The sequence below is a fragment of the Riemerella anatipestifer genome, assembly GCF_009670965.2.
In the GTDB taxonomy this organism is placed as follows: domain Bacteria; phylum Bacteroidota; class Bacteroidia; order Flavobacteriales; family Weeksellaceae; genus Riemerella; species Riemerella anatipestifer_B.
Genome location: NZ_CP073239.1, coordinates 1,041,097 through 1,062,191, shown reverse-complemented (window position 1 = coordinate 1,062,191; position 21,095 = coordinate 1,041,097). Strand labels below are relative to the sequence as shown.

Annotated in this window: 17 protein-coding genes and 1 riboswitch; of the genes, 7 read left to right on the top strand and 10 right to left on the bottom strand. The window is 35.9% G+C overall.

Features of this window, described 5'->3' with window-relative positions; genetic code table 11:
- Nucleotides 1-8 precede the first annotated feature (8 nt).
- The 5 genes from D1J36_RS04875 to D1J36_RS04855 all read left to right on the top strand — a co-directional run bounded on the left by D1J36_RS04875 (nt 9) and on the right by D1J36_RS04855 (nt 6,097).
- Complete coding sequence (locus tag D1J36_RS04875; protein WP_154137442.1) at nt 9-1,118, top strand: DUF3078 domain-containing protein; 1,110 nt, start codon at nt 9-11, stop codon at nt 1,116-1,118.
- Nucleotides 1,119-1,214: 96 nt separating this feature from the next.
- Complete coding sequence (locus D1J36_RS04870; RefSeq protein ID WP_154137441.1) at nt 1,215-3,410, top strand: glutamine synthetase III family protein; 2,196 nt, start codon at nt 1,215-1,217, stop codon at nt 3,408-3,410.
- Nucleotides 3,411-3,639: 229 nt separating this feature from the next.
- Complete coding sequence (locus tag D1J36_RS04865) at nt 3,640-4,365, top strand: C40 family peptidase (protein WP_154137440.1); 726 nt, start codon at nt 3,640-3,642, stop codon at nt 4,363-4,365.
- Nucleotides 4,366-4,475: 110 nt separating this feature from the next.
- Nucleotides 4,476-5,648, top strand: a complete 1,173-nt coding sequence (locus D1J36_RS04860; RefSeq protein ID WP_154137439.1) for a CapA family protein — start codon at nt 4,476-4,478, stop codon at nt 5,646-5,648.
- Nucleotides 5,649-5,740: 92 nt separating this feature from the next.
- Complete coding sequence (locus D1J36_RS04855) at nt 5,741-6,097, top strand: DUF4870 domain-containing protein (RefSeq protein ID WP_154137438.1); 357 nt, start codon at nt 5,741-5,743, stop codon at nt 6,095-6,097.
- A gap of 72 nt (nt 6,098-6,169) precedes the next feature.
- Here the strand turns inward: D1J36_RS04855 and D1J36_RS04850 are convergent, their stop codons facing one another.
- Together D1J36_RS04850 and D1J36_RS04845 are read right to left on the bottom strand one after the other, a co-directional pair.
- Nucleotides 6,170-6,721, bottom strand: a complete 552-nt coding sequence (locus tag D1J36_RS04850; protein ID WP_154137437.1) for a hypothetical protein — start codon at nt 6,719-6,721, stop codon at nt 6,170-6,172.
- 26 nt (nt 6,722-6,747) lie between these two features.
- Complete coding sequence (locus tag D1J36_RS04845) at nt 6,748-9,612, bottom strand: hypothetical protein (RefSeq protein ID WP_154137436.1); 2,865 nt, start codon at nt 9,610-9,612, stop codon at nt 6,748-6,750.
- 136 nt (nt 9,613-9,748) lie between these two features.
- A riboswitch (SAM-I-IV-variant riboswitch) is annotated at nt 9,749-9,847 on the top strand.
- 74 nt (nt 9,848-9,921) lie between these two features.
- Here D1J36_RS04845 and D1J36_RS04840 point away from each other — a divergent pair.
- Nucleotides 9,922-11,226, top strand: coding sequence for a Na+/H+ antiporter NhaC family protein (locus D1J36_RS04840; RefSeq protein ID WP_154137435.1), 1,305 nt, complete (start codon nt 9,922-9,924; stop codon nt 11,224-11,226).
- A gap of 61 nt (nt 11,227-11,287) precedes the next feature.
- Here D1J36_RS04840 and ftsH read toward each other — a convergent pair whose 3' ends face one another.
- Both ftsH and rsfS read right to left on the bottom strand, forming a co-directional pair.
- The gene (gene ftsH / locus D1J36_RS04835) at nt 11,288-13,276 is read right to left on the bottom strand and encodes an ATP-dependent zinc metalloprotease FtsH (protein ID WP_154137434.1); all 1,989 of its coding nucleotides are present in this window, start codon (nt 13,274-13,276) and stop codon (nt 11,288-11,290) included.
- A gap of 15 nt (nt 13,277-13,291) precedes the next feature.
- Complete coding sequence (gene rsfS, locus D1J36_RS04830) at nt 13,292-13,660, bottom strand: ribosome silencing factor (RefSeq protein WP_014937664.1); 369 nt, start codon at nt 13,658-13,660, stop codon at nt 13,292-13,294.
- A 75-nt stretch (nt 13,661-13,735) separates the two neighbouring features.
- On the opposite strand from rsfS, the gene D1J36_RS04825 reads away from it, so the two are divergent.
- Nucleotides 13,736-14,446: a biotin--[acetyl-CoA-carboxylase] ligase gene (locus D1J36_RS04825; protein ID WP_154137433.1), complete on the top strand. Its 711-nt coding sequence runs from the start codon at nt 13,736-13,738 to the stop codon at nt 14,444-14,446.
- Here the strand turns inward: D1J36_RS04825 and D1J36_RS04820 are convergent.
- The 6 genes from D1J36_RS04820 to mutS all read right to left on the bottom strand — a co-directional run bounded on the left by D1J36_RS04820 (nt 14,440) and on the right by mutS (nt 21,043).
- The gene (locus tag D1J36_RS04820; RefSeq protein ID WP_154137432.1) at nt 14,440-15,534 is read right to left on the bottom strand and encodes an LptF/LptG family permease; all 1,095 of its coding nucleotides are present in this window, start codon (nt 15,532-15,534) and stop codon (nt 14,440-14,442) included. The two genes, D1J36_RS04825 and D1J36_RS04820, sit on opposite strands and share 7 nt — an antisense overlap.
- Before the next feature lie 199 nt (nt 15,535-15,733).
- Nucleotides 15,734-16,870 carry a tRNA guanosine(34) transglycosylase Tgt gene (gene tgt / locus D1J36_RS04815; RefSeq protein ID WP_014937667.1) on the bottom strand — a complete coding sequence of 379 codons (1,137 nt, stop codon included), beginning with the start codon at nt 16,868-16,870 and terminating at the stop codon, nt 15,734-15,736.
- Nucleotides 16,871-16,877: 7 nt separating this feature from the next.
- Nucleotides 16,878-17,276, bottom strand: a complete 399-nt coding sequence (locus D1J36_RS04810; RefSeq protein WP_154137431.1) for a DUF4296 domain-containing protein — start codon at nt 17,274-17,276, stop codon at nt 16,878-16,880.
- On the bottom strand, nt 17,273-17,989 hold the full coding sequence (locus D1J36_RS04805; RefSeq protein WP_153936251.1) for a polyprenol monophosphomannose synthase: 717 nt from the start codon (nt 17,987-17,989) through the stop codon (nt 17,273-17,275). Before D1J36_RS04805 ends, D1J36_RS04810 begins: the two co-directional genes overlap by 4 nt.
- Before the next feature lie 78 nt (nt 17,990-18,067).
- On the bottom strand, nt 18,068-18,445 hold the full coding sequence (locus D1J36_RS04800) for a DUF2809 domain-containing protein (protein WP_154137430.1): 378 nt from the start codon (nt 18,443-18,445) through the stop codon (nt 18,068-18,070).
- Nucleotides 18,446-18,451: 6 nt separating this feature from the next.
- On the bottom strand, nt 18,452-21,043 hold the full coding sequence (mutS, locus tag D1J36_RS04795; protein WP_154137429.1) for a DNA mismatch repair protein MutS: 2,592 nt from the start codon (nt 21,041-21,043) through the stop codon (nt 18,452-18,454).
- Nucleotides 21,044-21,095: the final 52 nt, after the last annotated feature.

The following is a 21,095-nucleotide window of genomic DNA, read 5'->3' as shown; positions in this document are numbered from 1 at the left end:
AATTACTAATGCTAAAACATTTAGCCCTTTTTATTTTATCAATTTGTCATACTTTTGTACTAGGACAAATACAGCATAATAAAAAGCTAATAGATTCTATAAGCAACAAGCATTGGGGATCCAATATCATAGATATAGATAGCTTTAGTAAAGAGCATTTAATTGCCCTTAAATCCTATAAAATAGACACCCTAATTTCCCCGTCTCCACCTAAAAACATCAAAGAAGATATCCCTGTAACTCCCTATAAATTTCTAAGAATGGACACTCCTCAGAAATGGTATTTTTGGGGACAGAATACTTTGGTCTTTAACCAATCTAGCTTTTCTAACTGGAACTCTGGGGGTAATAACAGCATTGGGGTAATAGGAAATATAGACTACAATCTAAGTTATAAAAACAGAAACCATTACTGGGAAAACATTGTAAGAATGGGATACGGTATGGTTTCAACTCAAAACCAAGTTGCAAGAAAAACTGATGATTACCTCAATATTATGAGTAACTACGGCTATGAGATAGGTAGAAACTATTACCTCTCTATGGGGATTCAGTTTCTAACTCAATTTATGCCAGGGTACAACTACGCAATTACTCCAAAGCCTGTATATGAAAATAGGATTTCAAAATTTATGGCTCCCGGATACATAAATGCGGGTATGGGTATTTCTTATAATCCTAATGAAAACTTTCAAGTGGTATTCCGTCCTGCAAATACAAAGCTTACCTTTGTTTTAGACGAAAAACTGCAAAGGGCAGGACGATATGGTTTGGAAAGAGATGGGCAATCAGTAAGAACAGAGCTCGGTGCGATGCTCACCGCTTTGTATAGACTTAAAGTTTATAAAGACGTCAATCTAGTGAATCAAATAGGATTCTTTACCAATTATCTGCACCATTCAGAAAGAGTAGATATTAATTATACGGGTACGCTCAATCTCAAATTTAGCAAATTTATTACCACCGTGGTAATGGTTAATCTACTATATGACCACGACCAAATACAAAAATTACAAATGAAACAAACCTTAGGTATAGGACTTACCTATAATTTTGGAGCAGACGAAAAGAAAAAAGTACCTCAAAAAAAGATTTTAAAGCCATACGAATTCAAATAAACACACTTTTTACACATTAACCCCCTAAATTTAATAGGGGTTTATTTATTTTTAATTGATTTTTTTGTAATTTAGCCCCATGTAAAATTACAAAATATGTCAACTTTAAGATTTAAAGCTTTATCAGAGCTTCCATTTAGGGACTATAGAAGATCTAATGCTATAGATGTACCTACTAAATTATCAGATTTATTTTGCCAAAATGTATTTTCCGTAGAAACTATGAGAAAATACTTAACCAAAGAGGCTTTCAATTCTATTTTAGACGCGATGAAAATGGGTTCTAAAATAGAACACCACATTGCAGACCAAGTTGCAGTAGCCATGAAAGATTGGGCTATGAACAAAGGTGTTACACACTATACACATTGGTTTCAGCCACTTACAGGTGCTACAGCAGAAAAGCACGATAGCTTTTTCACTCCTATAGGAGACGGTAGAGCTATTGAGAGATTTAACGGAAGTATGCTTATCCAGCAAGAGCCAGACGCTTCTTCCTTCCCTAACGGAGGTATAAGAAACACTTTTGAAGCTAGAGGCTACACCGCTTGGGACCCAACCTCTCCAGCTTTTATTATGGGGACTACCTTATGTATTCCTTCTATTTTTATTTCTTATACAGGAGAAACTCTGGATTACAAAACACCTCTTCTAAAAGCTCTACACGCTATAGATATGGCAGCAACTGAGGTATGTAAAGCTTATTTTGATAAAAATGTAAATAAAGTTACTGCCACTCTTGGCTGGGAACAAGAATATTTCTTAGTAGATACCGCTCTTTACCAATCTAGACCAGACCTTGTAATTACAGGAAAAACTCTTTTAGGACACTCTCCTGCCAAAGGTCAGCAGTTAGACGACCATTACTTTGGTTCTATTCCTACTAGAGTAATGAACTTTATGAAAGAGCTAGAAATAGAATGTATGAAACTAGGGATACCCGTTACCACAAGACACAACGAGGTAGCTCCTAACCAATTTGAACTCGCTCCGATGTTTGAAGAAGCCAATGTCGCTGTGGACCACAACTCACTTTTGATGGATGTTATGGCGAGAGTAGCACACAAACATCACTTCCATATTTTATTCCACGAAAAGCCTTTCGCTGGAGTTAATGGTAGCGGAAAACATAATAACTGGTCTCTAAGCACAGATACTGGAGAAAACCTTTTAAGCCCAGGTAAAAACCCTAAAAAGAACTTACAATTTTTAACATTTTTTGTAAATACCTTAAAAGCCGTTCATGACTATGCAGATTTACTTAGAGCAAGCATCGCTTCTGCAAGTAACGACCACCGTTTAGGAGCAAACGAAGCCCCACCTGCCATTATTTCCGCTTTCATAGGAAGTCAGCTTTCAGGCGTTCTCGACGAACTTGAAAAAGTAACTTTCGGAAAATTATCTCCTGAAGAAAAAACAGATTTAAAACTAAATGTTGTAGGGAAAATCCCAATGATTTTATTGGACAATACCGATAGAAACAGAACCTCTCCATTCGCTTTTACAGGAAATAAATTCGAACTTCGTGCCGTAGGTTCTTCTGCAAACTGTGCCGAACCAATGACGGTAATGAATGTAATTATGGCTAAACAACTAGGCGTTTTCAAAAAAGAAGTAGATGCGCTGATTGAAAAAGGTCTTAAAAAAGATGAAGCGATATTTAATGTATTAAGAGAATATGTAAAACAGTCTAAAAATATCATTTTTGAAGGCGATGGCTATTCTGAAGAATGGGAAAAAGAAGCAAAGAAAAGAGGTCTTAACAATTTAAAAACTACACCTGAAGCTCTTAAAAATGAATTAAACGATAAGTTTGTACAACTTTATGAAGAACTCGGAATTTATTCAAAAAGAGAGTTCCAAGCGAGAAACGAAATCAAGATAGAAAAATATTCTACCGTAATAGACATTGAAGCTAGAGTATTAGGAGATATTGCAAGAAATCATATTATCCCTGCCGCACTTAACTATCAAAATAGACTAATAGAAAATGTTAAAGGATTAAAAGAAATCTTCCCTGAAAAAGAGTACAAGATTCTCGCAAAAGAGCAACTAAACCTCATCTCCGAAATTTCTAAAAATGTATCCAAAATAAAACTAGGCGTAGATGAACTTCTTTCAGAAAAAGCTAAAGCTAAAGAATTACATGGTATGAAACAAGCGGAAGCTTATTGCTCAAAAGTAAAGCCTTTATTTGATAGTATTCGTGAGGCTTCAGACGAATTGGAAATGATGGTAGATGATGAGCTTTGGCCAATGACAAAATACAGAGAACTCCTCTTTACAAGATAAAGCAAAGGTGTTAAAATATATTAACAAATCAAGACCACAGAAAAACCTAAAACAAGGAATTTCTGTGGTTTTTTATTTTAACAAATCTTACAATAATGTTAAAAACTGTTAAAACATAGAATTCTCTGTAACACATTAAAAAGAGGTTCCTCTAGATTATTTACCTTTGTGGGGTCCTTTTCAAAAAGAAATTATTCTTTATTGGAAGAAACCAACTAAATCATCGAAAATGAAAAACAAAAATTTAGTATACATTTTATTAGTTTTAGCCACTTTTTCCTTACAGTCGTGTGTTAGTAACTATGTAGTTACAGCTACTCCTTCTAACGCTAATGCATCTGAATACAAATCTAATACCAAAGTACCTAGGATAAGTAAAGCAAGTTTAACTTCGGCAAAACAATCTCTTTATCAAGATGAAAACGAAGCTAACTATGTTGCAGTAAAAACAACTTTAGCCAAAGTAAATAATTTAGAAACTAAAGCCGAAATAGAGAAGGCTATTAGACATTCACAAACAATAGACGAAATTCTTAGCCAAGCAAGCACCTATTTAGGAACTCCCTACCGTTATGGAGGAACAAGTAGAAGCGGGATAGACTGCTCTGCTTTTGTACTATCTGTATTTAATGAGGTTACTGGCATAAGCCTTCCTAGAGTAGCTGCGGCACAGGCACAAGAGGGTGAGATAGTATCAAAAGAAGAATTACAGAAAGGAGATTTATTATTTTTCTCACAAGGAAGAGGTAGGATTTCTCATGTTGCTATTGTTCATGAAATAACCGAGGAAGGCGACGTGAAATTTATACACGCTTCCAGTTCTCAAGGAGTGAGTTTTTCTTCGTTAAACAGCAATTACTGGAGAGCTAGATTTAGATTCGCTAAAAGAATATTAACACCTGAAATGGTAATAGCACAACAGAAAAAACAAGACATACAAGCAGCTTCTTTATAAGAATTAAATACTTTTTTGAAATAATATAAATCCGGTACAAAATATGTATCGGATTTTTTTTATGCTAATAAAATAGCATCTATCTTTTAAAAATCTATTATATTTACCCCATGAACATTATTGAATATAAATCTATGAAAATTTGGAAACAAAGCCTATGGGGTACAATAGGATTATTACTATTAGGTTTTTCTATATATTACATTTTAGCGAGTTCAAAGCATAATAAAGTAGCGCTTTCAACTAAAACAAATACTACACAAGTAAATAACATAGAGCCAAATATATCGCCCCCTGCAACCGTTCAAAATCAAGATAGTTTGAGTATTATTGCGGTGGGAGATGTCATGTTTGGTTCTAATTTCCCTGACCCTTCTTTTCTTCCTCCTAATGGTGGTGAAGAACTAATGGCTGAATTTAAACCTTTCATAAAGCATACAGATGTTGCTTTTGCCAATGTTGAAGGTGTATTTTTAGATTCAGGAGGTATTCCTAAAGGAAAAGGAAATAATATTTTCTGTTTTCGCCAACCTACTGAAATGGCTAAAATTTACAAGGACTACGGATTTAACCTTTTGAGTCTAGCTAACAATCACATGGCAGATTTTGGACAAGTAGGGATAGAGTCGTCTCAAAACACATTATGTCGGTTAGAAATAGCTTTTGCAGGATCTAAGGCTCAACCCTACACTCAACTAATAGTCAATAATAAAAAGGTTGGATTTGCTGCATTTGCTCCTCATACTGGCTCGCAAGATATGAATGACCTAGAAACCGCTATATCTATAGTTAAGGAACTTAGAAAAAATAATGACTTTGTTATTGTAAGTTTTCATGGTGGAGCAGAAGGTGCTAAACACCAAAGAGTCACTAGAAAAAGAGAGTTTTTTTATAAGCAAAATAGAGGGAATGTCTACGAATTTGCTCACCAAATGATAGACGCAGGAGCAGATGTGGTATTAGGACACGGTCCTCATGTGATAAGAGCTGTAGAGATGTATAAAAATAAATTTATAGCTTATAGTTTAGGAAATTTTTGCACTTACGGACAATTTAACCTCAAAGGAGATAATGCTCTAGCACCTATGCTCAGAATTCAGCTTGCACCCAATGGAGAGTTGGTAAAAGTGAAAGTAATAAGTGGAATTCAGACAGGGAAAGGTGGTCCTATATTAGATAGCGAACAGAGAGCATTTCATAAAATAAAAGAACTCACAGAACTAGACTTTCCAGAAACAAACTTAGAATTCAGCAACGGATTTATCCTCCCAAAATACAATTAACAGCTTCTTGCATCATTTTCAGCTATTAAATAGTTTTATAAGATTATTCAATATCAAATAAATTAGTTACTTTCGTAAAAAACTTTATAAAAATGGAAAGCCTTAATTTTTCTCAAATGAAAGAAGACAAAGATATGTTGTTCCTACTACATTTATCTCAATTATTTAATCTTATTACAGGATTTGGTGGACTTATAGCTCCTATCTTAATTTGGGCATTCAAAAAAGATGAAATACAGGGAATAAATGAACAAGGCAAAGAGGTTATTAACTTTCAAATCACTATGTTTCTAGCCATTTTGGTATCTATACCTTTATGCTTTATTCTGATAGGTTTTTTATTCATATCTATTATAGCACTTCTTATGATTATAGTACCTATTATACAAGCTATTAAATCTAAAGATAATCAATCTATAAGATATCCTTTAACTATTAGATTTATTTAGCTTAAAACAATAAAAAAAGAGTTTACTTATTACTATAGTAAACTCTTTTTTTTGTTTTTTTTACTTAATATTCTAATCCTTCCAAAATGTCCATACAGTACCATTGAATACCGCCAACTGGTTCGTTTTTGTGTCGTATGCCATCATACCTGGAGCAGGATTGATAATTTTCAAATGTGGAGAATCCATCTTAGGTAAAATCATTGCTTTATTATTATCTGACAGCACCAATATTCCCGAAGGTTGATTACTGGTATTAGCTCCTATAATTACAGAAGCTTCGGTTTGTTCTGCCTTAGTCTTTTGCAGACTTGTATCTACTTTACCTGTGGTATCCACCGTTACACCTCCAAAAGTATGCGTGGTGTTAAAAGTAAGCTCTTTCCAATCTCCATTATGGCGTGCATATTTCACTATTCCATCAGAACTATCCATTACCACTGTCCCTGGAACTGCATTGGATACAGAAGACAAAGACGTTACATAAGGAAGAATAAACCCTCTGTATTGTGTTCCAAATTCTAGTGATACAGATGAGTTAGATATTTCCTCTTTACCTAAGGCTACTTGACCAAACGTCAATATAGATAAGCCTATAAAAAATATTGATAATTTAATTTTCATTGTTTTTCTATTTGTATATTATAAAATTACTCTGGGCAAGTTTGCGTTGAGAAACAACTCCAAATTCTACCGTTATAAATTTTTAGACAGTTGTTGGTAGTGTCATATACCATCATACCTGCTACAAAGTTAGCTGGTGGAATACCTACAGGAAGCCCATTACTGTCAAATGCAACTCTGTTTACCACAAATCCTTTAGTATTAGATTCTAAGGCTATCCAACCGCCCTCTCTTACCATTGGCCAGTTCTCCCCTTTTGCATCTACTCCCAATCTAGCAAGTGAACTTATCCCTACTCTTGTAGGGAGTGCGTCTCCTGCTGTACTTATAATTGGCTTTTTGTAACAAACTTTTGCTAAGTTAATAGTCACTTCTGCAGTATCAGCCGTGCCTCCACAAGCCCCTGTAACTGTATATTTAAAACTATAAGTCCCTGATTGTGCTGAACTAACTTTCCATTGGTTACCTACCAAAAGACTACTTGACGGAATGGTGGTTTCTGTCCAAGTTCCAAAGCCATCATAGTTTCCTTTCAAATAATCAAAAAGGTTAATGCTAGTTCCCATAGCTTCATCATAAGCAAGATTAACGGTTTGACCTGTTCCTGCATTTGCTGCGGTAAGTGCATCTACTGTAAGTTTTAAATCCAAGGTACTATTGATACAGCTGGTAGGAGAATTAGTACTAAGGCGCACGTGATAAACACCCGCTTTATCTGCTGTATATTCTCCAAGGCTTAGCACATTGGTAGTAGATAAGATATTATTAGGTTCTCCTTCTTTTGTCCATTCGTATTTTAGATAGTCTAGACCATCTACTACAAGACTTAACTCATTTGTTGGGCATACAGGTGCCATACGAATACCTGGACGACCTAGCTTAGCAATATCCAGCTTTCTTGTTTGGAAATTACCACACTGATCATATACACGGAAGAAATAAGTACCTCCCGCAAGCCCTTCAAATATAGGATTAGTGCCGTTATTTTTAATTATTGCAGCATCATTAGCCTCTGAAGATACTATAACATAAGTTAAAGGAGCGGTTCCTTTAGCTTGCAAAACAACATCATAAGTACCATTAGCACACTCAAACGCATAGGCATTAGAAAAAGTTAAGGAGCCCACATCTACTACTTCAAACTCTTTAAGAACTATATGGTCACACCAAGTGTTTTTATACACATTATTTTCTACAGTAGGAATTGCTACTATTTGGATTGCTCTGTATAAACCTGGAGAACGTCGCTCCCAAAGACTACCATAAGCTACCCAATAATTTGGTTTCTCCCCAGGAACATCAATATTCGTAGGTGAAGTTCCCCATCCTCCCTGTTCTGGGAAATAACGTTGATAGAAAGTATATTTATTAAAACGAAACTTACCACTACAGTCAAACTCTACCTCAGGAGATGCCTCACGGATATTTTGTATAGGGGCATCTATTGATCTACTTACAGTCAAATTATTACAATCAGTACCAGAGGAGAGTGTATATTGCCCTGGAGGAATATCATTTAAAACAAATTGTTTACGATGACCATCAACAATCTCAAAACGATCTTCAGGAATCGTATAAGGCAGTGGACCATATTGATTTATAAATGCCTGAGGGGCAGATGTGATTTTGGTATTATTAAAATCATAAATAGTATTACCTTCAATAAGAACTAAACCAGTATTACAGCTTTGCCTATTCCAAAGAGTAAAATCAAACTCTGCTTTAATTACCATTGTTTTTTCTAATTCTACTCCACACTCATCTATAATTTTATAGCGATATGTTCCAAAGGGAATAGGCTGATTTTCATTTCCATAGTAATGAGATTTCATTAACTGTCCATGAGAGCTATTATATACAGTTGGGTCAAATCCGCTAGGAGACTCTATAAACTCTATTTTAAATGTATTTACAGAGTTTTTATATTCTAATCCTGGATGTATTTCAAATGACAAATACCGACCCCCACACGCTGCTTTGTAAGCAGGCTGAGGTATGACAGAATATCCACTGGTAAAATCAAACTCATCAGTTTGTGTAACAGTCCTTCCACATCCATCTGTAGTTACTATAGTAAGCGGTAATTTAGTAACACCACTAAATCTAGGAATGACAGGCATTGTTGTATCTGTACCATTAAGTGTTACTATTTGTCCCGTTTCTGGATTGGTATAGCTAACCGAAATTTGTAATGGGAATTTAGCCCCTTTTAAATCAAGATCCATAAATATTAACTGGTAACCTAAACAGTCGCTACTATTAACACTTCTATATCTTATTTTTGTAAAGTTACTTACTCCTCTACCAACACTTCTTTCGCCTACCAGACCTGTCCCACAAGCATCTATAACTCTATATTTATAATTACCAGCACTAAGCCCTTCAAAAGTATGAGTATTTGTACTTGTCTCAGCCTCTATACTTACATTATTATTATTATCTAAAATCTGATAACGATAAGGCGCTCTTCCCTCATAAACATCTATTCTAATTGAACCATCATTTCCACATACCTCAGAGTTGGTATTAAACGCCCATACAATCATTTCTCTTGGTTTCTGATTATTAATCGTAAAGTTGTTACTTGTAGCTTGGTTGCTTTGTGTAGTACCACTTAGAGTTTGTGTGGCTACTACTCTATAAGTACCTGCAGGAAGCCCAGTAAAAGTTAACAAACTGGTAGTTTCAACTGGAGTTGTTAAATTAGCGGTATTATAAATAGTGTAGGTTAGAGTAGAGTTAGCGATGGTTCCACTCGTCGTCCAAGAAAGAGTACCGTTGTTAGGACAAGTTTCTGGAGTTCCTGTGAGATTAACTGTAAAACTCTGTAATTGTGCTAGAATAAGCAAAGGAAGTATGACTAAGGTCAAACTTAGTAGTCTTTTTATCATAGTGTGTGTAATTTTTGTGCAAACATAAGTATTATTTTAATATACCACAATGTATACCTAGGAGTGGGCAATGTAAATATTATGCTAAAACTAACTTTTTCACGAATAAAATTTATTTTTATTATATTTGCACTACTGTATTTATCAAGAACCTTAGTAGAAAGGTAGCAACCTGCAACAACAAGCAAGGTGCTGAAAATGATAAGCCTTAAATAAAGGAAAAAATGTTGTCTTTAAGTATTCCGCATTATTTTTCTTGAATTAAGAAGGTTCATTGATTGATACAGATTAAAAAAACTGTATTGTGAAATGAAAAAAACTTCTGTTATCTCTGTTGTACCTCTATTGGTATTCGTATTTACCTTTATTGGCAGTGGTATTTATTTTAACGATTTTTACGCTTTGCCTTCTCCCATTGCTGTGATGGCAGGTATTGTAGTGGCTTTCATTTTATTTAAAGAGTCTTTTAATGAAAAAATAGATACTTTCCTAAATGGTTGTGGCGACCACAAGATACTCAATATGTGTATTATTTATCTTCTTGCTGGAGCTTTTGCCTTGGTATCAAAATCTATAGGAAGTGTAGATATCATTGTAAATTTAGGAGTTAATATTATCCCTTTTTCATATATACCTGTAGGTGTTTTTATAATTGCATCTTTTATTTCTATATCATCAGGAACTTCTGTAGGAACTATTGTAGCTCTAGGTTCTGTGGTAGTTGGGTTTGCTGATAAAGGGATAGATATTAATCTATTAGGAGCGGCACTGTTAGGTGGAGCTATGCTGGGGGATAACCTATCCGTAATTTCGGATACTACCATAGCCGCTACCCAAACACTAGGTTGTGAAATGAAAGATAAATTTAGAACTAATCTCAAAATAGCTATCCCTGCTGCTATCGTTACCTGTGTACTGTATATTGTATTAGCAAATACAAATACTCCTACCAGCAACATCACATCTAGCACCTCTCCAGTTAATACCTATCAGCTATTTCTAATACTACCATATCTATTAGTAATCCTCCTTTCGCTTATGGGCATTAATGTTTTTTTAGTGCTTCTACTAGGCGTTTTATTTAGTAGTTTTCTAGGTTTTTTTATTTTGGATTTTGGGATGCTAGAAATTAGTAAAAAAATATATGAAGGTTTCACCAGTATGCAAGAGATTTTTATACTTTCCTTTTTTACAGGAGGCTTAGCTGCTTTAGTTGAAAAAGCAGGAGGAATGGAATTTCTTCTTAACAGAATAAAGAAAATTATTTCAGGAAGAAAATCTGCTTTACTGGGAGTAGGCACACTTGTAAGCCTTGTAGATATGGCCACTGCCAATAATACAATCGCTATTATTATTTCAGGTAAAATTGCAAAAAATATAAGCACGCACTATAAGATAGCTCCTAGATTTATGGCATCTGTACTGGATATTTTTTCTTGTGTTATACAAGGGCTTCTCCCTTATGGAGCTCAAATACTTATCATTATTGGACTAAGTAACAACCGTATTGATTATTTTAACTTAGTAAGCTATACTTTTTATCCTATTTTATTACTTTTATGTGTACTCCTTTGGATTTTCTTTTCTAAAGAGGAGAAGAAGGCACAAACATAAAAAACAAAAAACAGACCGCCTTTTTTTGATAAGGCGGTCTGTTTTTTTATTTAATTTTCTATTATTGATTTAGCTCTTGTTTTTCTTCATCATTATCAATCACCACTGGCTCATCATCTTTCTTAATATTTTCTGTAGATGAAACGGGAGTCTCGGTAAGCTCTGGGTCCCATGCTCTCTTGCCAAATATCGCTTCTAAATCTTCACGGAAGATAACTTCTTTCTCAAGGAGCTTATCCGCCAATGCATCTAGTTTATCTCTATTTTCGTTCAAAATATTGATAGCTCTTTGGTATTGACCTTCAATAATTTTAGAAATTTCCTCATCTATCATTTTAGCCGTTTGTTCAGAATAAGGCTTTCCAAAGTTGTATTCTTGCTGCCCTGAACTATCATAATAAGAAATATTACCTACTTTATCATTTAAACCATAAATAGTAACCATTGCTTGAGCTTGTTTCGTAACTCTTTCCAAATCAGACAATGCTCCCGTAGAGATGGTTCCAAATACTACTTGCTCTGCTGCTCTACCACCTAGAGTTGCACACATTTCGTCTAGCATCTGCTCTGTAGTAGTAAGCTGTCTTTCCTCTGGAAGATACCAAGCTGCACCTAGAGAACGCCCTCTAGGAACAATAGTTACCTTAAGCAACGGTGCTGCGTGTTCTACTAACCAACTAATACTCGCATGCCCAGCTTCGTGGAACGCTACCCTTCTCTTCTCGGAAGGCTTAATTGCTTTATTTTTCTTCTCTAATCCACCTATAATTCTGTCCACTGCATCTAAGAAATCTTGTTTTCCTACCGCTTCATGTCCTTTTCTTGCTGCTACTAATGCTGCCTCATTACACACATTCGCAATATCTGCACCACTAAAACCAGGCGTTTGCTTTGCCAAAAACTCTACCTCTACAGTATTGTCTAGTTTTATTTTAGCTAAATGAACATTAAATATCTGTTTTCTCTCGTGTAATTCAGGTAAATCTACATAGATAGAACGGTCGAACCTTCCTGCACGCATCAATGCTTTATCCAAAATATCTGCACGGTTGGTTGCTGCCATCACTATCACATTAGTATCTGTACCGAAACCGTCCATTTCTGTTAGAAGTTGGTTCAGCGTATTTTCTCTTTCATCATTTCCTCCCGTAAAAGCACCTCTACCTCTAGCTCTACCAATAGCATCTATCTCATCTATAAATATAATGGCTGGCGATTTTGCTTTAGCTTGAGCAAATAAATCTCTCACTCTAGAAGCACCAACACCCACAAACATTTCTACGAAATCCGAACCAGACAACGAAAAGAAAGGCACTTTAGCTTCCCCAGCCACGGCTTTAGCCAATAAAGTTTTACCTGTTCCTGGAGGTCCTACAAGAAGTACTCCTTTAGGAATTTTCCCTCCTAATTTGGTGTATTTCTCTGCATTTTTAAGGAAATCCACTACTTCTTGTACCTCTTCTTTAGCCCCTTCTAATCCTGCAACATCTTTGAAAGTTACCTGTACTTTATCTTTTTCATCAAAAAGTTTAGCTCTAGATTTCCCTATATTAAAAATCTGACCACCAGCACCACTGCCTCCAGCCATCTTTCTAAAGATAACAAAATAGAACAAAAACATAATCCCTATCCAAAACAACGCTTGGAATAACAAACTCTGCATTGGCGATTCAGAATCATCAAAGTCCATAGAAGTTTTTACCTGAGGGTTTTCTTTCTTTATAGCATCATATCTCTGCTGAAAATATTGTAAATCTCCAAAAGCAAATTTAAAATCTGGCGACGGTTGTAACGCCATAAGCGGATTATCCGCTTGCTTAGATGCATCTTTAGAAGCTGTTCTTGCCGCTTTGGTTAAGAAAACTTGCCCCTCTTTAGAATCTCTCATCAATACTAGGTTCTCTACCTTGCCTGCTTTCATCATATTAAAAAACTCGTCTTCGTTAATGGTTTTTGTATTAGACGAAGAAAACAACTTTGGCAAAAACAAAACCGCCAAAGCACCAAAAATAAGTAAGTAGAACCAGTTGAACCCTTTATTTTTATCCATATTTTTTCTTGAAATTTAATTTAAATCTTCTATTTTCTTTACTTCTGCATCTCCCCAAAGCTCTTCTATTTCATAGTATTCTCTAATATGCTTTTGGAAAACATGCACCACTACAGATACATAATCTACCAATACCCACAACGCATTTTCTGCACCTTCGGTATGCCAAGGGCGTTCTTTAAGCTCGTTACGCACTGTTTTCTCTATATTCCCTGCAATGGCAGACACTTGAGTGTTAGAGTTTCCACTACAAATAACAAAATAATCTGCTACGGCATTTTCTATTTTAGTTAAATTAAGAACTTGGATATCTTCTCCCTTAGTATCTTGTATTGCTCTAATGATAGTGTCTATCAACTCTTGTTTATCGTTTGTATTACTCATTCAAAAATGTATTATCTGCAAATTTAATTGTTTTTTATTTATTTTATCTACTTTAACACCGTAATTTTGCCCATTATGAAAATCTTACATCACCTTACCAAATGTAATTCTACCAATGATGAGATTATCAGTTTTGTTCCCTCTATTCTTCAGAAAGAAGACTTGGTAGGCGTCTACACACTTAACCAAACTCGAGGAAAGGGACAATACGGCAATTCCTGGAAAATAAATCCTAACGAAAACATTGCTATCAGCCTCGCAATTTCTTTGGATAGATTTCCATTTGCAATTTCTATCATCAATTATTATACCGCCATTATCGTGAGAGATTTTATTGCCAATTTGACCCAAATTCAGCCAAAAATCAAGTGGCCAAATGATATTATACTCAATCAAAAGAAAATATCAGGTATTCTTCTTGAAAAGAAAAATAACTGTTTAGTCATTGGCATTGGCATCAATGTATTACAGCAAAACTTTGAGCATTTCCCGAAAGCAGGGTCTATCTATACGCAAACTCACCGCTCTTTTGAACCTCATCTACTTGCTAAAGAGTTATTTGAATTTTTCGCTAATGAAATAGCCCAACCAAAAACGGAAACTCAAATTCTAGAGATACTTAATAATACTCTTTTCAAAAAAGACGAGGTATGCGTGTTTGACATTAAAGGCGTAAGACAAAATGGCATTATCCGAAAAGCAGATGCTAGTGGGCATCTTTGGGTAGAACTAGAAGATGAGCGGCTACACAAGTTTTACCACAAGGAAATCCAAATGCTCTACTGACGAGCCCTTCTGAAATATAGTATCAAAGCAAGTGGAGCAAATACAAAATTAGGCATCCACATCGCTACGAAAGGCGTGAGTATTTTACTAGATGAAACCACTTTAAGTGCCTCAAATGAGAAAATAAACACAAATGCCAAAGCTATCCCCACAGCAAGGTTGACTCCTATCCCTCCTCTCTTTTTTTCGGACGCCAGAGCTAAACCTAAAATAGTTAAAATAATTATAGAAACAGGCATTGAGGTGCGGGCGTGAAGCTCATTGAGATAGGTGTTGATGTTACCGTTGCCTTTTATTTTCTCTCTATTGATGAATTTCACCAGCTCTGGTGTTGTTTTGTTCTCACCTAAAAGCTCGTCTGGAAAAAGCTCTTCTGGTGGATAACCAAAGCTCTGGTAGGTCTGCGTACCATTGCTTAACTTTTCAGTTTCGTTTTTACCTGCTTTTTTTTCGTAGAAAGAAGTGATGGAAAAGGCTTGTTTCTTTTCGTCCCAAGAGACATAATCACCTCTAATCTGATGTATGAGTTTGTTGTTGTTATCAAATTTTTGGTAAAGGTAATCCGAGCCTCTTGCTTCCTTTCTGTGATAAGAGCCTATAAATACATATTCTGTTGGCGACATCTGAGCCGAGATAGCAACACTCCTATTCTTTTCCTCTTGCCTTACCTGACTTTCGGTAAAGACCATCAGTTCGTTCTTTTTAACATTAGCCCAAGGCAAGGCAAAGTGGTTAAGCATCAACATAAACAATGCTATCCCAACTGCTACCATAAAGTATGGTCTTGCAAATCTATGAAAACTAGCTCCGCTACTTACAATGGCTACAATTTCGGTATTATCCGCCATACGAGATGAAAAGTAAATGACGGAAATAAACACCAAAATAGACATAAAGGTAAGGATAAGATATATCATCCAAAACGGATAGAAGTGTAATAAAAAGTACCCCACCGTGTAACCACTTTTCTCTATGTTTGGCGCTTTGGCTTGTATATCCACCACTATCACAATAATAGATAGTAACACTAGCATAAAAACTAATGTCCCTAAAAATTTCTTGATGATATAGGCGTCTATTATTTTCATAATTTAATTCTTACTTTTCTCTGTTTTTGTTTTGGCTGCCACCGCGTTAGGGATAGAGCGGATACCCCGAAGGGAAGAAGCCGCGGAGCGAAGCGGAGCGGCAATGACCGAAGGCGTATGAGCGATAGCCCGACCCTAGCCGTTGGACTTTAGCCCTGGAGAGGGAAACGCCCTAACCTTACTAAAAGTCGTAAACTCACTAAAGCCTTTGTTTTAAAACTGGTACAATCTGCTCCTTCCACTCGTAGAAATCCCCTGCTAAGATATGCTCTCTAGCCACCTTTACCAAATCTAAATAGAATGCCAAGTTGTGTATAGAAGCAATCTGCTTACCTAAATATTCTTTAGCTACAAAAAGATGCCTTACATAAGCCTTAGAATACTCTTTGTCCACAAAGCTCGTCCCCATCTCATCTAACGGAGAAAAATCTTCTTTCCATTTTTGGTTTTTCATATTCATAACGCCTTGCCAAGTGAATAGCATTCCGTTTCGGGCGTTTCTAGTTGGCATCACACAATCCATCATATCCACTCCCAAACCTATGCTTTCCAAAATATTCCACGGTGTGCCTACGCCCATTAAATATCTTGGTTTTTCTTTCGGAAGAATATCGGTAACCTCGTTGGTAATTCGGTACATTTCTTCTTCTGGCTCCCCTACCGAAAGCCCTCCGATGGCATTACCTTCAGCCCCTGCCTCTGAAATAACTTCAGCGGAAATCTTTCTTAAATCAGAATAAGTAGAGCCTTGAACTATCGGAAATAAGCGCTGCTTATGCCCGTACAATTCGGCATTATTTTCTGTCCATTCTATACAACGCTTAAGCCACCTGTGGGTGAGTTCCATAGAGGCTTTGGCTTGATTATACTCACAAGGGTAAGGTGTACACTCATCAAACGCCATAAAAATATCGGCTCCTATCTGCCTTTGTATTTCCATAGACTTTTCTGGAGAAATGAAGTGGTAGCTTCCATCAATATGAGATTTAAACTTAACCCCTTCCTCCGTCATCTTTCTGCTTTTTGAAAGAGAAAAGACCTGATAACCTCCAGAATCTGTAAGGATAGGACGCTCCCAGTTCATAAAACGATGTAGTCCTCCTGCTTTCTCCATCACTTCCATACCTGGCCTTAGGTAAAGATGATAGGTGTTACCTAAAATAATTTGTGCCTTAACATCGTCTCTTATTTCTCTTTGATGTAGTGTTTTTACCGATGCTACCGTACCCACAGGCATAAAAATAGGCGTTTGGATTTCTCCATGAGCGGTACTAATTACTCCTGCTCTAGCCTTAGATTCGGTAGTTTTTTCTATACTAAAAAATGGTTTTGACATTGCGTTGCTATTGTTGTTGTAAATCTCCTGCATTAACTTTTTCTTCTTTATTTTGATTTTTATTTTCTCCTTCTTTCTTCTTAATATACTCTTCTAAATCCGAGTCTTTAAGTAATATGTCTTGAGCCATATCGTAGATTTTATCTACATCGGACGGTTTGTACAAATAATATTTAAAACTGTCTTCAAATGCTTTGCCTTTAGCTTTGTTTTTATTCATCACAAAACGACTGACTTCCTCCATATCTACATTTCTAGTAAAATCGGAAGACTGTGTATAAACAGCAAAGTCTGCTACTATCTGTGCCATTTCTTCTTTGGATAATAGATTCTTGGGAGCTTCAACCGAATGCCTACAAGCTACCACGAAAATCATCACCAAAAAAAGCCCAATCAACCTACTCATAATCTTCCTATTAAAGCCTTCCATCTTAGATTAAGTACACCTATTACTGCTTCTTTAATGATTCCGCCATTCATTTTAGACTCGCCTTTGGTTCTATCGGTAAAAATAATAGGAACTTCTTTTATTTTTAAACCTTTTTTGAATACTCTGTATTTCATTTCCACCTGAAAGCCATAACCTTTTAGTTTTACCTTATCTAACCCGATTTTTAGAAGTGTGTCTTTTCTGAAACAGACAAACCCTGCCGTAGTATCGTGCACGGGTAAACCTAAAATAAACCTTACATATTTAGACGCAAAATAAGATAGCAAAACCCTTCCCATAGGCCAATTAACCACATTAACCCCTTGAGAATAACGAGAACCTACCGACATATCCGCCTCTAAACACGCCTCATAAAGTCTAGGTAAATCTTTTGGATTGTGAGAAAAATCGGCGTCCATCTCAAAAATAAAATCATAGCCCTGCTCTATTGCCCAACGAAAGCCGTGCAAATAAGCCTTGCCCAAACCATCTTTTACTTTTCTTACGGTTAAATGAAGCCTACCCTCAAAAAGCCTCTGCATAGAACGAACAATATCTGCTGTACCATCGGGAGAGGAATCATCTACGACCAAAATATGAAAACCTCCCCCCAAATCCATCACCGCTTGAATAATGGATTGTATATTTTCTTTTTCGTTATAGGTAGGAATGACAACGATTTTTTTCATTCAAAAAAACTAATAATCCGCAAAGTTAAGTCTTTTTTAATTAGGAAAAAGTGGTTTGTGGGGAAATCGCAAGTTCTGTTATTTATCCTTCATTTTAACAAATACAAAAATAAAAGCACACCCCACCGCATAACACAATATGTCTAACCAAGAGAAAGAGTTCCCAATAACAATATGCCCTACACTATCTTCTCTAAACCCTAGCTTCTCTGCAATGCTAAAATATTGTAATACCTCTACTAAAACAGAAAATAGAAATATCCCTACAATCAGTTGAGCTTTTTCTTTGATTTTAAAGAAAGTTAAGACAAAGGTATAAATAAGAATTACCACTAGTACATCTCCTAGATATGCTCTAATAAAATAACAGGATTTAAGCCAAACCGCAATTATTACCTCTGTTAAAAATAACAATAGGGTAATAGCAAACCAGAAAAGACTAAACCTTGGTCTCATTTTATATTATTTGCCTATCATATTTTTGATTGCATTGAGCTTCATCATTGCTTCTATAGGCGTGAGTGTATTGATGTCTATCCTAGTAAGTTCCTCTCTGATATTTTCTAAAACTGGGTCGTCTAATTGGAAGAACGAGAGTTGCAAATTTTCTTCCGTTACCCTTTTAATAGATTCTTTTGTATCATTCTGTGAACGATTGTTTTCCAAAGTTTTCAGAATTTCGTTAGCTCTATTAACTACCGTAGCAGGCATTCCTGCCAATTTTGCCACATGGATACCAAAGCTATGTTCGCTACCACCAGACACCAACTTCCTTAGGAAAATAATGTTCCCCTTATGCTCTTTAATTGAAATATGAAAGTTTTTAATCCTTTCAAAATTATTGGTCATTTCATTCAACTCGTGGTAGTGGGTGGCGAATAAAGTCTTAGGTTTGGTTGGGTGCTGATGCAAATATTCCGCAATAGCCCAAGCAATAGAAACGCCATCATAAGTGGAAGTACCTCGCCCTATTTCATCTAAAAGAATTAAACTTCGGTCGGAAATATTATTGAGGATATTAGCGGCTTCGTTCATTTCCACCATAAAGGTTGATTCTCCCGCAGAGAGATTGTCCGTTGCTCCCACCCTTGTAAATATCTTATCTAAAATGCCAATAGAAGCATATTTAGCTGGGACAAAACTCCCGATTTGTGCCAAAAGACAAATAACCGCCGTTTGCCTCAATATCGCCGATTTACCCGCCATATTGGGACCAGTTACCATAATAATCTGCTGCTCCTCTCGGTCTAAAAACAAATCGTTAGGAATGTATTTTTCGCCTAACGGCAGAGCATTTTCTATAATAGGGTGTCTTGCTTCTTTGAGTTCTATACTAAAACCATCGTTAAGGATTGGTTTAATGTAGCCTTTTTCCACAGACAACTCTGATAGCCCAACCGCCACATCTAGCTGTGCGATAAGCTGTGCGTTTTCCTGAATTTGGTCTATATAAACAAGTACCTCTTGACATACCTTTCTATAAAGTTCCTGCTCTAAAACACTTATACGCTCTTCTGCTCCTAAAATTTGGTCTTCGTATTCCTTCAGTTCTGTTGTAATGTACCTCTCGGCATTGACTAGCGTTTGTTTTCTAATCCATTCTTCAGGAACTTTGTCTTTATGCGTGTTTCTAACTTCTATATAATAGCCAAAAACATTATTAAAATTGATTTTCAGACTAGCAATGCCCGTTCTTTCTATTTCCCTTTGGCACATCTCGTCTAGGTAATCTTTACCAGAGTTCTGCAAACCTCTCAAACGGTCTAGCTCGTCAGAAACACCCAACTTAATCACATTGCCTTTGGCTAAGTTTACAGGTAGTTCCTCATTTAGGTTACTCTCTAAAGTATTGATAACTTCCTCCAAATGATTAAGTGGATTAAGCCACGCCAAAACATCAGGATATTGATGCAACAACGATTTTATCTCGGAAATATAAACTAAACTTTGTCTAAGATAGCCTAGTTCTTTAGGTGATATTTTCTCTGCCGCTAGCTTACCCATCAATCGGTCTAAGTCCGAAATACCTTTAAGCCTTGTTGCAACATCTAGTCTTAGCCGCTCCTCGTTATTCAAAAATTCAACTAAAGAGAGTCTTCTGTTAATTTCATTTACAGATTTAAGTGGCAATATCAATCTTCTCCTCAAAAGCCTTCCTCCCATTGGAGTGGCTGTTCTGTCTATAATATCCAAAAGACTTTTCCCGTTTTGATGTGTAGGAAATACCACTTCCAAATTTCTCAGCGTAAACTGATCCATCATTAAATAATCTTCCTGTGGAATAAGTTTTATCTGAGTAATATGATTGAGCAAATTATGATGCGTATCCTCTACCAAATAGGCAAAAATAGCTCCAGCTGCCGTAATACCTAGTTTATAGTCTTCAACTCCGAAACCTTTAAGAGAATTAGTTTTAAAGTGTTGCGTGAGCTTTTCATAGGCAAAGTGATACTGAAATGCCCAGTCTTCCATTTTAAAAACGCTTTTATTTTTAATTTGACTAGGAATTTCTTGAGTCCTTTGGTAAATAATTTCGCTAGGTTCAAAAGTATTGATGATGTGCAGTAACTTTTCTAAATTGTCCTCTCCTAACAAAAATTCTCCAGTGGAAATATCTACTAAAGCCACACCATATTTTTCTTTCTCTTTATGAAGGGCAAGTAAAAAATTATTTTTCTTGGAGTTAAGAACTTGGTCATTAAATGTAACTCCTGGAGTTACCAATTCCGTAACACCTCTTTTAACAATACCTTTTACCGATTTAGGATCTTCTAATTGGTCGCATATCGCTACTCTAAGACCCGCCCTTACCAATTTCGGAAGATAGGAGTCTAAAGAATGATGTGGAAACCCCGCTAGTTCTATACTCTGACCATCTCCACCATTGTTTCTTTTAGTAAGAACAATACCCAAAATTTGAGATGTTTTAATGGCATCTGCTCCAAAGGTTTCATAGAAATCTCCTACTCTGAAAAGTAATATCGCATCAGAGTATTTAGCTTTAATACTATTGTATTGTTGCATTAGAGGAGTTTCTTTCTTTGTTTTTGCCATATCTATCCCAATTTGAACAGCAAAAATAACAAAACATTATGGGTTAAAAAAG